The organism is Stenotrophomonas sp. YJH_SMC_43, from assembly GCF_059372535.1.
Map to the genome: position 1 here is coordinate 72,307 of NZ_JCAFVQ010000006.1, position 14,963 is coordinate 87,269.

Below are 14,963 nucleotides of genomic sequence, written 5' to 3' on the forward strand. Positions count from 1 at the left end.
AGCCGGTTACAACTGAATCCGCGCCACACTCTCGTCAGCGCCCTTGTCGTCCTTCTCGCCGTTCTTGATGCTGACGAACAACACGTTGTTCTTAGCATCCAGCGCCAGGCTGTTCGGGTGGGTCGGCACCGTGTAGGTCGCCACCTTCTGGTAGCTGTCACTGTTGTACGCGGTCACCGTACCGGCCTCGCGGTTGGTCACGTACAGGCGCTTGCGCGGTGCATCCAGCAGGATGCCCAGCGGGCCGGCATCGGTCGGGATGCTGGCCAGTTCCTTGCCGGTGCTGCGGTCGAGCACTAGCACGCGCTGGCCCGGGTGCTTGCTGACCAGGCCGCTGCTCTTGGCCTGGTAGCCACGCAGGAATTCCGAGCCCTGGTCGGTCACGAACAGGCGCTTACCGGCGGGGTCCAGCGCGATGTTCATCGGCTGCTCGGCGGCGATCCTGTGCTGCGCCACCACCTTGTTCGACTCGGTGCCCACCACCACCAGGTCGGCCAGCAGGTTGCTGGTGTAGATGCGCTTGTTGGCCGCATCCAGCGCCAGGCCCGGCGCCTTGGCATTGCCCAGGCCGTCGATGGTGTTGATCACCTTCAGCGTGGTGGTATCGATCACGAACAGCACGCTGCTCACGTCTGGCTGGCTGCTGTGGCCGGTCACGTACAGGCGGTTGGCCGCGCTGTCGACCACCAGCTCGCGCAGGTCGTGGGTGTAGGCGGCCTTGCCGTCCTTGCCGGTCTTCTTCTCCATCAACTGGATGGTGCCGACGGCCTTGTTCTGCGCGGTGTCGACCACGGTCACCGACAGGTCCACGGTGTTGCCCACGTACAGGCGGTTGTGGGCGTCATCCAGCACCACGCCGAACGCCTTGCGCTCCAGCGGGATGCGGGTTTCCACGGCGAGCGTGGCCGGGTTCAGGCGCAGCACCTGGGCCGGGCCGGCGTCATCGCCGAAGCCGCCGGACGAGGCCACGAACACGGCGTTCTGCTTCGGGCTGTAGGCCAGCTCGTACAGGCCTTTGGCCACGGCCTGGCGCTGCACAGCGGCGGTGGTGGCACTGGCGGCGGGCGCGTTGTCGGCGAATGCGGAGGGCACGCCGAGGCTGAGCGAAACGGCAACGGCCAGCGCGGCCGAGCGGAAGAGAGGAGTACGGAACATGCGAGCGTCCTTGAATGGGCACGGGAAGGTGTCCTGGCTCGCTGGGCCGTACTGCGACGGCCCGCCCCGCATCTGTCTGCGCGGGGTGGGCTGGCTGGGGTTGCGGGGGGAATGGTAGCAGGTGGGGGGCGTGGCGTGCGCCGACGCGCGTATGGCAGGCGCGCGGATTACTGCTCCTTCAACCGCAGCGAATCGGCCACATCGGTCTTGGCCGCCACCTCGGTGGCGATACTGGCGCGGCGGTGCCCCGGGTCGTTGCGGTCGCCCTGCACGATGAAGATGCTCTCCGCCGCATGGCTGCTCTTCGTCGGCCGGCTGAGCAGCACGTGGTCCACGCGCGAGAGATTGTTCTGCTTGGCCAGCACCAGCAGGCTCGCGCTGATGCGCTGGCTGGCCGCGTCGAACGGGCGACCATGCGCCGCATCCAGCTCGGCCACTTTCTGGATCAGCTGCGAGAACAGGCGGTGGTCTGGATGCGAGGGGTCCAGCAGCGTGCCGGCCACTTCAATCGGTGTCGGCGGCGGCTCATCGCTGGCGCGGTCGCCCTGGCGATGATGCTCGGCCTCGCGCTCGGGCATCGCGTGATGGGTTTCGGCATTCAGATCGCTGCCCGGGAACGGCGCGGCAATGCACTGTATTTCCGGCAGGTTGAACAGCACCGCGAACTCGCCCAGGTTGCTGCCGCCGTCCAGCGGGGCCGGCAGCGGATGCAAGCCCGCATAGTGCAGCGCCGCCCAGACGAAATCGCTGCAGCGGTTGATGGTGGCCGGGCGATCCACATCGAATTCGAACTCGGCCGGCTCCTCGGCGAAATCACGCAGGCAGCCGTAATGCTCCTCGGTGATTTCCAGGGTGCGGCTGTAATACGGGTTCAGATGCTCGTCGGCATCGTCGTGGCGCACCTGCGCGTACTGCGCACCCGTGGGGGCTTCGCCCGGCGCGTAGCGCGGCGGTGCGAAGCCGTAGCTGTGGGCCTCGTCGCCTGCTGCCACCTGCAGGTACATGTGGCCGCGCGGCGAGATACCCCCGCTCTTAAGTGGTGTGCCGGGGGCGGCCAGGTACAGCGTTGCGGTGTAGCGTGTTGCCTGCTCCATGCCTGCTCAGCCTTGTTGGGTACTGCGGTCCTGGGCGGATGATGGCATAGGTGGGATGGGGGACAGGTAGAGATGGAGGCAGTTTCGAGGCCGAGGCGCTCGAAACTGTGATCTTCCGTGCAGTCGCTGGAAGTCAGCCCATCTGCAGCGGCGCCCGGGTTTGTTCCAGGGCCGGCTCCTGCGGCGCCAACGAGGCGCGCTCCTGCTGGGCCTGCGCAATCTGCTCGACCTTGGCGAATGACTGCTCCACCGGTGTTCGCGCAGCCTCCTCCGCCGTCATCGAAGCTCGCACATGGGCAGGATCGTTGAGCTCCCCCTGCACGACGAACAGTCGCTGCGGCGAACCATCGCTTGGAGCATTGCCCAATACCACATGGTCGACATGCTCCAGCCCGCTCTCCTTGGCCGTGGCCAACAAGCCCACTGAGATCCGCTCGCTGGTCCCATCGTAGGAGCGGCCATGCGCCTCATCAATGCCCGCTATTCCCTTGCGGATGGAATCGAGCATATCGCGATCGCCCCGCGGCAGTTGCTCATCGCTGATGATTCGCTGCATCAACGTTCTCTCCGGCATTTTGTTGTAGTGCTCGCTATTCAGCGCGCTATCTGGAAAGGGCGCGCGGATGCTGCGGATGTACTCCACATTGCTGAGCGGTTTCAGGCCACCTTCGAAGCTCTTGTCCTGCATGAAGAGAAGGTTGGTTCGATGAAGGCCGGCGTGATTCAGTGCGCCCCACGTGTAGTCGATACAGCTGTTTTCCACCCCGTGATACTCAGTATTGAATCCATGCTCGCCGGGCTTTGTGCCAAATTCCACCAGCTTGTCGTACTGCCGCTGGCTGATTTCCATCGTCCGCGTGTAGTACGGGTCTTTGTACTGCTCGGCGTCATTGTTGTAGACCATTCCAGGCCCAGTCACGACGCCATGCTCGATGGGTGCAAAGCCAAAGCTCACCTCGTCCTTGCCATGTGCCACTTTGTAGTAGACGTGGCCGGCGCTGGATGTCCCTCCAGCCAGCAGCGGCGTGCCGGGAGCGGCAACGAAGATTGTGACTGTGTACTTGTCGTCCATGACGCACTCCTACTTCGACTTGTTTACGTAGGCCACCAGCAACTCGGCTTGCGTGGCCGCCAATCGATCATCAGGCTTCAGTATCTGCATACTCAGCCTGTAGTGGCCAGGCTGCAGTTCCTGAGCCCAAGCGAGGGCAAGTTGTGTGTGGTGACTGTCAGGCGCCTCCAATCCTGCTGACTGCAGAGACTGATGATCGACGTCATCCAACCACCCGCCTTCCACCCGGCCCGTGGGTCCGATGGGCTCAATACGCGCGGGCGTGCCTGCCACCGACTCCACCCTCACCAACGGAACAGGAATGCGCTTTTGCGCCTCCAGCCGCTCCAGTTTCACCTCGGCGGGTAGGCCCATACTGCGGATCTCACGGCTCGTATTCAGTGATTTCAGCCCGTCTTCTCCACCCACCCGGATTCCAAGAAACAAGGTTGGCGAGGAACTTTTCCCTGGGGGCGGTAGGGTGAACTCGACCACCATGGGTGTGGTCATTGCCACCAGCGGCAGCGGCCTGACGAAGGGCACCAGGGTCCCGTTCTCTGCCGGAGCACGCGACCCGGGTACCGCCTCCGAGCTGGCTCGGCAGCCGCTCAGCAGGGAACCTGACAGTATCAAGGCCAGGCAGACCAACCATCTTCCTTGTCGAAACATCGCTTTTCCTCTTCCAAGGCTCATCGAAGCCGTTGAAGGCGCCTTCGCCCGTACTTATACACCCCGGCCGCAGATGATTCTGCGACGAAGTTCGCTGCGTCGCGGCTCCTGCGACTGGGAGTGATCAAAGTCGACCACGCGCAATGGTGCGCTTACCGTACACGCATAGGGGGTAGTAAATGGACCGCTACTTTGTGAACAGAACGCCGCAGGCCAATGGAGACCATGAGGTGCATAAACAGGGATGCTATTGGCTTGCTCGCGCCCAGTCCACACAGGACCTCGGCTTGCACACCAGCTGTAGGACGGCCGTGGCTGAAGCCCGGAGGTGGTACCGGCAGTCGAATGGCTGTGCCACTTGCGCTGCAGCCTGCCATACGAGTTGATCAACGGCCGAAAGCGAAGCGGATGCGGCCCCGCCAAATTTGGGCGGGGCCGCACCGTCACAGCCGCTGAGACAGGCCTAAGCCTCCCCCCGTCCTCACTGGAGGATGCCCATGACCAAGATCCACCCCACATGGCTGGAAGCCTTCGACAAGAAGCTCCTCCACCTGTTCGCCATCGACCATAGCGACGCCGGCATGGATGAGTATCTGCTGGGCTGCTACGCAGACCTCCCACCGCGTGAGGCTGCGCTGGCGTTCGGCGGCGACTACGACCTGGAGCGCGACGATGCACTGTGGCCACGGCCGGGCGCGCCTATGTAATCCGCGCAGCAATCCCGCACGCAGGCATTCAAGGCAAGCGATGCCAGGGGATGGCCGCTATGCTGGCAGCGCACCGGAATGGAAACCACGTATGCCCCGTTTGAACACCGCCCTGGCACTGAACCTCGTTCTGATGCTGCTGGGCGCCACACCTGCCATGGCCATGGCGGCAGACCCGCAGGTTTCCACCGAAGTGTTCGTAGAGCGCGGTGACAACCCCACTTTCGAGCTGCAGCAGGCGCCTGCCGTTGTGTATTCAACGGCCCCTGCCACGCCGCCCGATACCTTGCTGCAGGCTCCCATGGAGGTGCTGCTGGTTGCTCAATTGGATGAGCTGGGCCACGTTTCCAACGTGATGGTGGCGCGGTCCAGCGGACTGCGGGAGATTGATCGTGCGGCCTTTACCGCAGTGGACCAGTGGCGCTTCGAACCGGTTGTGATTGAGGGCGTCGCGCTGCACGCGCGGGTTCGGGTCCGTATGACCTTCGTGCCCACGGCCGAGGCGCCGCCCGGCTGAACCGCTGGTGCAATCTGTCGTGATTGGTCCTACGCCGTGGGCCTGGCTGTGGGCATCCTGCGCTTGGGGCCAATAGCGCCAAGCCCTTCAAGACCGTTGCGGCGCAATCGCTTGCCGGCTTAACACCGTGTGCGACAATCCCGAAAGCGTCAGGACTGGCAATCGTCAGTTCTGCAGTTTCTTGGCATTTGGCAGCTGCGCGGGTATCTCTTGGCGTGCCACCGGAAAAGGGTGGCGCGGGTTCGAAAGCCCGTTCAGTAACCATGTGTTTTACGCTTGTCAGCCGGCGTCACCTTTGCGTGGCGCCGGCTGGCAATCCGTTCGCGTTCCATGGCGGGCGGTGCGTGGGGGTCTTCGGACCCACCGGCTTGGTTACTGTCCGGCTTTCGAACCACGCATCGTCCGCCGCCTTTATCTGGTGGCGCTGCTATCTGTCCTGTACGGAGCATTGCCATGAACACATCGGACTTCCGTTCCCTGCACGCGCAGTACGATCCGGACAACACCGAACCCGACCGCGAACGGTCCATCGATCCCAACGCCTTCGTCGCCACGTTGCATCGCATCGGCACTGGTGCGGCTGCGGACGGCCAGCCTTGGCCGGAGCGGCATCAACTGCCTGGGCGTTGTCTTCAGCTGGCGGATGCGGATTGCGCGTTGGCAGGGCTGCGCGTGGTGGCGGAGCTGATGCTGGCTGCGGAGCGCACTCGGCAGAATGGTGCGCCCGAGGAGTACCTGGGGGATCGGGTTATGGAAGGATTGAAGATGGCGTGTGTGGCGTTGACGGCGCAGGTGGCTGAGCGGTTGCAGGTGCGGGAGTAGCGCCCAAAGCTTGAACCTCAAGCAATAGGCTGTGGGCTGTCGTCGCGGCCCCCTTATCCGTTCGCCTCTGATCTGCTGGACTTCCAATGAAGTCTCTGACGTACGCAGTACTGTGCTTGGCAGCGCTGATTGGTTCAGCGCTCGCCCACTTCCACCTGCCAAAAGGCGATTTGGAGCTGAAGACCTACCCCAAGGTCTCGGCTGCAGAGTTTGCTGTCATGCGCGAGGAAGCGCTAAGCCTAGCGGCTGAAGATGCGACGCTCGGCACCGGACGCTTCGAAGCAAGGTACTTCGAGCTCACTTGCCGAGGCGAGCCCGCTCTGCTGGTGGACAACTCATCATCACAGTTGCTCATCCTAGGCTTCACAGGCCGAGCCAGCGAGACGCCTTGCGTTCAACCTCTACTCCAGCGCTGGAGTAGCCGACCACTTCCGACCTACTAGGACTTTGCAGCTGGACTTCACATACAAGGCGTACCGACGGGCCTGAACAGCCTGGGTTTGCGCTGACACGCGACGCTCTTCCGTTCCAAGCCATTAGCAGCTCATTGTGTCGTTTACGGCATACTTTCCCCAGGACGCCACGTGCGTTCGCGGACAGGGGAAGGCTGTGAGTAGGTGGACTGAAGACGAATTGGCTGCTGCCGTTGAGGCGTATCGCCAAATGGAGGCCCGTCTTGCCAATGGATCAGCGCTTGAGAAGACAAGGGTCTATCGGGAACTGGCGGCCCGCCACGGACGCACGTCCAAGGCGTGGGAATATCGCATGCAGAACATCTCCCATGTTCTAGATCAGGCGGGCAAGCCTTGGCTACCCGGGCTTCTTCCAGCATCGAACGTGGGTGCAAATGTTGAGCCGAAACTTGCCAAGCTCCTCGGGCTTTCTGGTGAGACGCTCACGTCGGTCTCTGGTCCCACAAGGGGACTGTTGGAGCAGGAGACCAAAGCGGCGGAGGCAACTGGCAGTTTCTCTCCAGCAGACGATGTGGACGAGAGGCAGCGTGTGCTGGCGGCTATCGTTCGACGCCGCGGGCAGCCTGCGTTCCGTAAGACACTACTGGAGGTGTACGGCGGTTGCTGTGCTATGACGGGATGCGATGTGGTCGATGCGCTCGAGGCGGCCCACATCCAGCCCTACTCAGGCCTAAAGAGCAACGATGTCAGGAACGGTCTTTTGCTCCGTGCCGATGTGCACACTCTGTTCGATTTGTATCTGATAGCCATCAACCCCGGTTCTCTGCGGATCGCCGTGGCGCCTGCTCTCCAGCAATCAGCCTACTTCGAGTTGGATGGCCGTGAGCTGAGATTTTCCGCACTGCCTGAGCTGTCAGCCTGCCAGAAATCAATCGCTTGGCATCGTTCGCAGTGCCAGTGGTAGGAAGCGGTATGGGAACTATGGAACGTTCACTTGCTATCTACCGAGAGTTGAAATAGGCAAGAGTACGCTTCACCCGAGAAGACCTGAGGCAGGACGATGCCCGACATTCTTAGTCCTGAAGCACGAAGCGAGCGAATGTCCAGGATTCGCAGTTCAGATACCAAACCGGAGCTGTGGCTGCGCAAAGCTATGCATGCTCGAGGTTTTCGGTATGTGCTGGGGGGAAGAGGGCTTCCTGGACGACCAGATATCGTGCTGCCGAAGTACAGAACCGTCATCTTCGTGCATGGCTGCTTTTGGCATCTGCACAGTTGCTTGAACGGAAGAAGGCCGGATAAAAACGCTCGCTACTGGTCGCCCAAGCTAGACGCAAATGTGCGGCGCGACCGTAGGTCGGCGCGCCGCTTAAGGGCCGGAGGCTGGAAGGTGATTACTGTTTGGGAGTGCAAGATCAAGCGGGAAGCGGATCGAGCCCGAGAGATCGATCGCATAGTCAGATTGTTGCGGCCCGACTGACACCTCAGGATCACGAGAATTGGGCAGCGGCCAACTATGGGCCGGACACGGCATAGCCTTACGTAAATTGCCCACATTGTGATAGAAGGGCTCAATGAATGGCCTTTTTTCACAAGTTCCTCAGCTGGATGACCCCGCTTTAGAGCAGGTTGCCGCTACTCTCTCACGCGACCCTGCTCTGCTGAGCAAAGTGGGGCAGGCGCTCCGCACTGCGTTCGACGAAGTGATTGACGCGCCCCGTACGGGACGATTTTGCATTGATCAGCTAGAGAAAACAGAAAAGACCTACATCGGCACAAAGGTCGAGATCCTGCTTCGCAAAGCCTTGGCCCTAGAGCGGGGAGTCTTATTGGACAATCTAATTGCCGGCCACGAGGTTGATACCAAATTCACAGTCAAGAACGATTGGATGATCCCGCAGGAGGCGGTTGGGCAGCTTTGCATGCTTGTTCGCGCGGATGATGTGAAGGGGCTTTGCTGGCTCGGCCTGTTGAGAATGGCCCCGGCAGTACTGACCAACGGCCAGAACAGAGACGGGAAGAAGTCCATCTCCGCTGCCGGTAAGGCGCAGATTCGATGGCTTGTAGAAGGTCCAATGCCCAGGAACTTCATGCTGGATCTCCCTGAAGTGGTGCGCTCTGCAATCTTGGCCCAGCCTAGTGGGCGGCAGCGAGTGCGCGCGCTCTTCACCATGGCCACGGGCCTTCTCATCCCACGGGACGTCATCGAACAGTTGGCACAGCAAAGGGATGCGGTGAAGCGGGCTCGCGAGATGAAGGAAACGCTGGGGAGGGAGGGCTACCAGGTCCTTTGTGCCACCTATCTCGCGGACCGCGAGATCATGATCGCCCACGGCTTCACCCCTGCAGCCAAAGATGAATGGTTGAGCCTCAGGATCTCTGATAGCCCTTAAGGCTTTGCTATAGAGGCTCACAGCCAGCAGCTTCCAGGACTCGGTTGACTGCGTTACGCAATGGGCCAGCCCGGGCCTTGACATCTCGGGGATTTCGGAAACGATTTGGCGGAATTGACCTGCAGGGATGGCCTCCCAAGCGCCCTGAACTCCAAACACTTGCACTAGCGATCAGGCTTGGTACGCTGGCAGTTGCCAGAGAAGGGGAATCCAGGCATCTGGACACGCTACGCACTGTCATGCGGCTTAGGGGCACGCCTGCCCTAGTCTCAGCATCTGATACGGCGCCAGCGTGTACTTGCTGACCCCATCGCCCTACCCAACACCTGGCGCTCTAAGGAGCTCGCGCTGTAGCCAGCGCGACACCCTCCTGCCGGGCTCCTTTCTGATCTGAGATCTACATGAGTCAATTCACCTCCCTTGAGATGTGCGCCGGTGCTGGCGGACAAGGCCTTGGCCTAGAGATGGCCGGCTTCGACCACTCTGCGCTCGTGGAATGGGAGCCGGCCGCATGCCAGACGCTCCGCTTGAACCGCCCGAGCTGGAACGTGATTGAGGGTGACCTTCGCGAATTCGACGCATCCCCATACAAGGGTGTGGATCTCGTTGCCGGCGGCGTGCCTTGCCCTCCTTTCTCTAAGGCAGGAAAGCAGCTGGGCGCCGACGACGAGCGCGACCTTTTTCCTGAAGCCATTCGAATTGTTGATCAGGTAAGGCCTCAAGCAATCATGCTCGAAAATGTTCGCGGCCTGCTCGACCCCAAGTTCGATGATTACCGGAAGGGCGTAGAGAAGGAGCTCAAGAAACTCGGATACTTGGGCGATTGGCGACTTCTGCACGCATCCGACTACGGCGTCTCCCAGCTTCGGCCGCGCGTGATATTTGTCGGCATGAAGAAGGAGCTTGCTCCGGCATTCTCATGGCCAGAAGCACTGAAAGAGCCCCCAAAGACGGTAGGTCAGCTCCTGCACGACTTGATGGGCGCGCGAGGCTGGGATCAAGTTGACGCGTGGAGAGAAGGCGCCAACGCGATTGCTCCGACTCTCGTCGGGGGATCCAAGAAGCATGGCGGCCCTGACCTTGGACCAACTCGCGCCAAGAAGGCATGGGCAGCTCTAGGTGTCGATGGCATGGGGCTTTGGGACCAAGCCCCTGAAGCAGATTTTGACGGTATGCCCCGGCTTACCCCGCGAATGACGGCTCGAATCCAAGGCTTTCCTGACAACTGGGAGTTTGCGGGACGCAAAACCGCCGCCTATAGGCAAATTGGGAATGCGTTTCCTCCTCCTGTCGCAGCAGCAGTTGCAAACAAGATCAAAGAAGCACTGCGCAAAAAGCTATCGACAGCTGCATAGCTAATAGAACAAGAAGGCGTCATTAACAGACGCCTTCACTTTTCTAGCAAGAATAACCTCTAGGGAACTCATCTTGATGGGAACTTTTTCTGCAGCCAGTCATACACGGCGCGCTGATCTTCCACGACAGCCCGTCGAATCTCCGTTAGCAGCCTAGTCCTATCCGGCCTAGTTGGAGATGCATTAGAAGCTCCCTCATTGCACCAGGAGCACAACGCTCTCAAATTTGAGATTTCGTCCGTGCCTCCGTGACTCTTGTCCTTAATATGGCCGACCTGAAGCAGCACCTTTCTTTTTTCGAATCTTGGATCAGGTTGCCCGGCTTCCAAACCACACATCTGGCAAGTGTAGCCGTCACGCTCGAGCACCATTGCTCGAAGGTTCCCGGAAATGCTACGTGTACGAGGCTCTGCACGTTCCAAATTCTCTAGCAGATACTCACCAGGCTTGAGTTCACCGAGATCTCGATGGCTCCTGATCGGATATCCATCCTCATCCCTAAGCTCACGCAACCTGCGAGCCCACTCGCTTACGTTGCCAGCAGCCTCTCTCAACTGATCGGATGTCAGCTTTATCCCGACATTGGCAGTTAAATAGGCAAGGAGAAGTTTTTTGGCACCCATTCTGGCGGAAGACTTACTTCCTACCTTCGGGGCATTCAAGCCGGAATGAGCCACATTCGCTGCTCCTAATTTGGCTTCAGTTAGTGCTGGGAAGACCTCGGCCACTGAACGTCGCGTTGCCACACGTTGCTCCAATCTGAAATACGAGCTACCCAAAACGGTACGGACGGAGATTACCAGGCATAAGTTTGGCTTGAATTCTCAAGCATTGACTGTAGGCATCAACCCACAAGAGTCCCATCGCTAGAGTGATCCTGGTAATCCACCTGCTACTTAAGATAATTACCCTCGAAAGGGCAATTGAATAGCAATGCGAAAAGGGCGGCCAATGGCCGCCCCTCCCACGTCAAGCAATTGACCAGTCAAACCCCAACAGGATTAGCCTTCTCCGGATCAATCTTGTACTGCTTGATCGCCCGGGCCACATCCTTCGCGGTCATCTTCCCTTCCTTCGCCAGCGCCGCAATCGCGGCATGGGCGATGTAGTAGCGATCCACCTCAAAGAACCGACGCAGGTTCGCACGCGTATCCGAACGACCGAAGCCATCCGTACCCAGCACGGTGTACGACATCGGCACAAACGCGCGGATCTGGTCCGCATACGCACGCACGTAGTCGGTGGCGGCAATCGCCGGGCCCTGGCGGCCTTCCAGCAGCTCGGTCACGTAGGCCTTGCGCTGCTCACCTTCCGGATGCAGGCGGTTGGCACGTTCCACGTCGAAACCATCGCGACGCAGTTCGTTGAAGCTCGGGCAGCTCCAGATATCGGCGGTCACGCCGAAGTCCTTGTCCAGCAGTTCGGCCGCGGCAATGGCTTCGCGCAGGATGGTGCCCGAGCCCAGCAGCTGCACGCGCAGCTCGCCCTTCTTCGGCTTGCCGGCGTCGGTCAGCAGGTACATGCCCTTGACGATGCCTTCGGCCGCACCTTCCGGCATTTCCGGGTGGGTGTAGTTCTCGTTCATCAGGGTGACGTAGTAATACTCGTCAATCTGATCTTCCATCATCGCCTTGGTACCGTGCTGCAGGATCACCGTCACTTCAAAGCCGAAGGTCGGGTCGTAGCTGCGCACGTTCGGGATGCCACCGGCCACCAGATGGCTGAAGCCATCTTCGTGCTGCAGGCCTTCACCGTTCAGCGTGGTGCGGCCAGCGGTGCCACCCAGCAGGAAGCCGCGGGTACGCATGTCCGCTGCCTGCCAGGCGATGTCGCCCACGCGCTGGAAGCCGAACATCGAGTAGTAGATGTAGAACGGCAGCATCGGCACGTTGCTGACCGAGTAGCTGGTACCGGCCGCCATCCACGAGCTGATCGCACCCGGCTCGCTGATGCCCTGCTGCAGCACCTGGCCGCTCTGGTCTTCGCGGTAGAACATCAGCTGGTCGGCGTCGACCGGCTTGTACTTCTGGCCGAACGGCGCGTAGATGCCGATCTGGCGGAACAGGCCTTCCATGCCGAAGGTACGGGCTTCGTCGGCCACGATCGGCACGATGTGCGGGCCCAGTTCCTTGTCACGCAGGGTGATGTTCAGGCTCTGCACGAAGGCCATGGTGGTGGAGTAGCTGCGCTCGCCGCTGCTCTTCAGCAGGCGCTCGTACGCTTCCAGCTTCGGCGCCACGAAGGTCTTGTCGGCCTTGCGGCGGCGCTGCGGCAGGTAACCGCCCAGCGCGGCACGGCGTTCCTGCAGGTACTGCACTTCCGGCGAATCCGGGCCCGGGTGGTAGAACGGCACCTGGCCGTCGGCCAGCTGCGCGTCGGTCACCGGAATGTTGAAGCGGTCGCGGAAGTGGCGCACCGCTTCGTCGTCCAGCTTCTTGGTCTGGTGGGTCGGGTTCAGTGCCTCACCGGCGCTGCCCATGCCGTAACCCTTCACGGTCTTGGCCAGGATGACGGTCGGCATGCCCTTGGTGTTCACGGCCTGGTGGTAGGCGGCGTACACCTTGTGCGGGTCGTGGCCACCACGGTTCAGGCGCCAGATGTCGTCGTCGCTCAGGCCGGCCACCATCGCAGCGGTTTCCGGGTACTTGCCGAAGAAATGCTCGCGGGTATACGCGCCGCCGAAGGCCTTGCAGTTCTGGTATTCGCCGTCGACGGTTTCCATCATCAGCTTCTTCAGAACGCCATTGGTGTCCTTGGCCAGCAGGGCATCCCAGTAACCGCCCCACAGCAGCTTGATCACGTTCCAGCCGCCGCCACGGAACACGCCTTCCAGTTCCTGGATGATCTTGCCGTTGCCGCGCACCGGACCGTCCAGGCGCTGCAGGTTGCAGTTCACCACGAAGATCAGGTTGTCCAGGCCTTCACGGCCGGCCAGGGCGATGGCACCCAGGGTTTCCGGCTCGTCGCTCTCGCCGTCGCCGATGAAGCACCACACCTTGCGGTCGGACTTCTCGATCAGGCCACGGTTTTCCAGGTAGCGCATGAACTGCGCCTGGTAGATGGCGGCCAGCGGGCCCAGGCCCATCGACACGGTTGGGGTCTGCCAGTACTCCGGCATCAGCCACGGGTGCGGGTACGAGGACAGGCCACCGCCGTCCACTTCCATGCGGAACTTGTCCAGCTGCTCTTCGCTGATGCGGCCTTCCAGGAAGGAACGCGCGTAGATGCCCGGGGCGCTGTGGCCCTGGATGAACAGCAGGTCGCCCGGGTGGTTTTCGCTCGGGGCGCGCCAGAAGTGGTTGAAGCCCACGTCGTACAGGGTGGCGCCGGAGGCGAACGAGGCGATGTGGCCGCCCAGGTCACCCGGCTTGCGGTTGGCGCGGACCACGGTGGCCATCGCGTTCCAGCGGATGATCGAACGGATGCGCCATTCCAGCTCGGCATTGCCCGGGCTCTTGGCCTCGAGCTGCGGCTCGATGGTGTTGACGTACTCGGTGGTGGGAGAGAACGGCAGGTAGGCGCCCGAGCGACGGGTCAGTTCCACCATGCCTTCCAGCAGCTGATGCGCGCGCTCGGAGCCCTCGACATCAATAACGGCCTTCAACGACTCGATCCACTCCTGGGTTTCCACAGGATTCGGGTCGTTGTTCAGCACCTCGTTCAACCAGTTCATTAGCGCTCCCATAACCGCACGCACGCGCGCGACTGTTGTATAGATTTCTAGACCGCAAAGTGTAGCGCACCAAGGGCTTTCGTCACTTGGCTACGCAGGCGTATGGATGCAACCGGCCAGTGTCCGCAAGGGGCTTGCAAGCGCCCTTGACGGCCCTGCGGCGGGCCTTGGCGGCTGCGCGGGCTGTCGCTTGCGGGCCGCTGCGCCCATGTGCAGGACGCAGTGTTACCGCTGCCGATGACGGTTGTAGGGCAGCGCCGGGGCCACGGTGGGCGCCGTTCGGGCTTCGGCACTGAACCGGCGACAACGTGTCGCACCTGCCTCTGGATTGCCGCTGGCCGTGGGCCCAAGGTGGCCCGTGAGTGATGGGCCCGGTGGCCCTGCTCCCTTCCACAGCATCGCCGGGGCGCCTCGCAAGGGGCGCCCCTTTTGCTGTGGGTGGGGCTGGCCGTGGCCCAAATTGCACCTGCTTGTGGCCGGATCGGGTGTTGTCGCTTTCGACATATCGATATATCGTTTGCACACTCGTTTACCGATATATCGAAATGAGCCGAAGCCCCTCTCCCAGAGCCCGTTCCACCGATTCGGCGGTACCCCGTCGCAACGGTCAGCCGCGCGTGCTCAGCCGCGGCGACCTGCGCCTGCTGGTGCTGGCCCTGATCGGCGAGCAGCCGCGCCATGGTTACGAGCTGATGCAGCTGATCAGCAACCAGTTCATGCAGGCCTACACGCCCAGCGCCGGCACCATGTACCCGCTGCTGGCCAGCTTCGAGCAGGCCGGCTGGATCGAGGCCGAGGAAGTGGATGGCAAGCGGATCTTCCGCATCACCGCCGCCGGCGAGTTCGAGCTGAAGGTGCAGCGCACCCAGGTGCGCCTGGCGCAGCGACGTGCTTTCGACCGCGCCCGCGAGATCACCAAGGCCTCGCTGCCGCCGCCGCTGGCCTGCGCCCTGCACGAGTTCAAGCGGGCGCTGGTGCACCACCACGGCCGCTGGGCGGAGGGCGAGGCAGACGAAGTGGCCGCGCTGCTGACCCGGGCCTCGGCCCTGCTCAACGGTATGGCCGGTAACGAGCAACCACCGATTTCAACGACCCAGCCAGACTGATTCCAGCC

14 protein-coding genes are annotated in these 14,963 nt (G+C 61.7%); 8 read left to right on the top strand and 6 right to left on the bottom strand.

What is annotated here, in order from left to right; all coding sequences use genetic code 11:
* Positions 1 to 6: 6 nt before the first annotated feature.
* From AC5QAH_RS19820 to AC5QAH_RS19835, 4 genes are all read right to left on the bottom strand, one after another.
* A complete protein-coding gene (locus tag AC5QAH_RS19820; RefSeq protein ID WP_191863817.1) occupies positions 7 to 1,155 on the bottom strand; it encodes a YncE family protein in 1,149 nt (382 codons plus the stop codon).
* Between the two features lie 167 nt (positions 1,156 to 1,322).
* Positions 1,323 to 2,249, bottom strand: coding sequence for an XVIPCD domain-containing protein (locus AC5QAH_RS19825; protein ID WP_495232531.1), 927 nt, complete (start codon positions 2,247 to 2,249; stop codon positions 1,323 to 1,325).
* 133 nt (positions 2,250 to 2,382) lie between these two features.
* Entirely contained in the window at positions 2,383 to 3,321 is a 939-nt protein-coding gene (locus AC5QAH_RS19830; RefSeq protein ID WP_049453048.1) for an XVIPCD domain-containing protein, read from the bottom strand.
* Positions 3,322 to 3,330: 9 nt separating this feature from the next.
* Positions 3,331 to 3,798 (bottom strand): hypothetical protein, encoded by a 468-nt coding sequence (locus AC5QAH_RS19835; RefSeq protein ID WP_239502352.1) that lies wholly within the window; start codon positions 3,796 to 3,798, stop codon positions 3,331 to 3,333.
* A gap of 668 nt (positions 3,799 to 4,466) precedes the next feature.
* Here AC5QAH_RS19835 and AC5QAH_RS19840 point away from each other — a divergent pair.
* From AC5QAH_RS19840 to AC5QAH_RS19870, 7 genes are all read left to right on the top strand, one after another.
* Positions 4,467 to 4,676, top strand: coding sequence for a hypothetical protein (locus tag AC5QAH_RS19840; protein WP_191850543.1), 210 nt, complete (start codon positions 4,467 to 4,469; stop codon positions 4,674 to 4,676).
* A 91-nt stretch (positions 4,677 to 4,767) separates the two neighbouring features.
* Positions 4,768 to 5,193, top strand: coding sequence for a TonB family protein (locus tag AC5QAH_RS19845; RefSeq protein ID WP_191850541.1), 426 nt, complete (start codon positions 4,768 to 4,770; stop codon positions 5,191 to 5,193).
* Positions 5,194 to 5,646: 453 nt separating this feature from the next.
* Positions 5,647 to 6,015, top strand: a complete 369-nt coding sequence (locus tag AC5QAH_RS19850) for a hypothetical protein (protein ID WP_495232532.1) — start codon at positions 5,647 to 5,649, stop codon at positions 6,013 to 6,015.
* Positions 6,016 to 6,648: 633 nt separating this feature from the next.
* Positions 6,649 to 7,392 carry an HNH endonuclease gene (locus AC5QAH_RS19855; RefSeq protein ID WP_329764796.1) on the top strand — a complete coding sequence of 248 codons (744 nt, stop codon included), beginning with the start codon at positions 6,649 to 6,651 and terminating at the stop codon, positions 7,390 to 7,392.
* Between the two features lie 96 nt (positions 7,393 to 7,488).
* Positions 7,489 to 7,908, top strand: a complete 420-nt coding sequence (locus AC5QAH_RS19860) for a very short patch repair endonuclease (RefSeq protein ID WP_312250280.1) — start codon at positions 7,489 to 7,491, stop codon at positions 7,906 to 7,908.
* A 94-nt stretch (positions 7,909 to 8,002) separates the two neighbouring features.
* Positions 8,003 to 8,821: a NaeI family type II restriction endonuclease gene (locus AC5QAH_RS19865; protein ID WP_312250279.1), complete on the top strand. Its 819-nt coding sequence runs from the start codon at positions 8,003 to 8,005 to the stop codon at positions 8,819 to 8,821.
* Between the two features lie 401 nt (positions 8,822 to 9,222).
* A complete protein-coding gene (locus AC5QAH_RS19870; protein ID WP_312250278.1) occupies positions 9,223 to 10,176 on the top strand; it encodes a DNA cytosine methyltransferase in 954 nt (317 codons plus the stop codon).
* 68 nt (positions 10,177 to 10,244) lie between these two features.
* Here AC5QAH_RS19870 and AC5QAH_RS19875 read toward each other — a convergent pair whose 3' ends face one another.
* Both AC5QAH_RS19875 and aceE read right to left on the bottom strand, forming a co-directional pair.
* Complete coding sequence (locus AC5QAH_RS19875; protein WP_414610185.1) at positions 10,245 to 10,799, bottom strand: HNH endonuclease; 555 nt, start codon at positions 10,797 to 10,799, stop codon at positions 10,245 to 10,247.
* A 362-nt stretch (positions 10,800 to 11,161) separates the two neighbouring features.
* Positions 11,162 to 13,849 (bottom strand): pyruvate dehydrogenase (acetyl-transferring), homodimeric type, encoded by a 2,688-nt coding sequence (gene aceE, locus AC5QAH_RS19880; protein WP_049428604.1) that lies wholly within the window; start codon positions 13,847 to 13,849, stop codon positions 11,162 to 11,164.
* Positions 13,850 to 14,394: 545 nt separating this feature from the next.
* Here aceE and AC5QAH_RS19885 point away from each other — a divergent pair.
* Positions 14,395 to 14,955 (top strand): PadR family transcriptional regulator, encoded by a 561-nt coding sequence (locus tag AC5QAH_RS19885; protein ID WP_342787561.1) that lies wholly within the window; start codon positions 14,395 to 14,397, stop codon positions 14,953 to 14,955.
* Positions 14,956 to 14,963 lie beyond the last annotated feature (8 nt).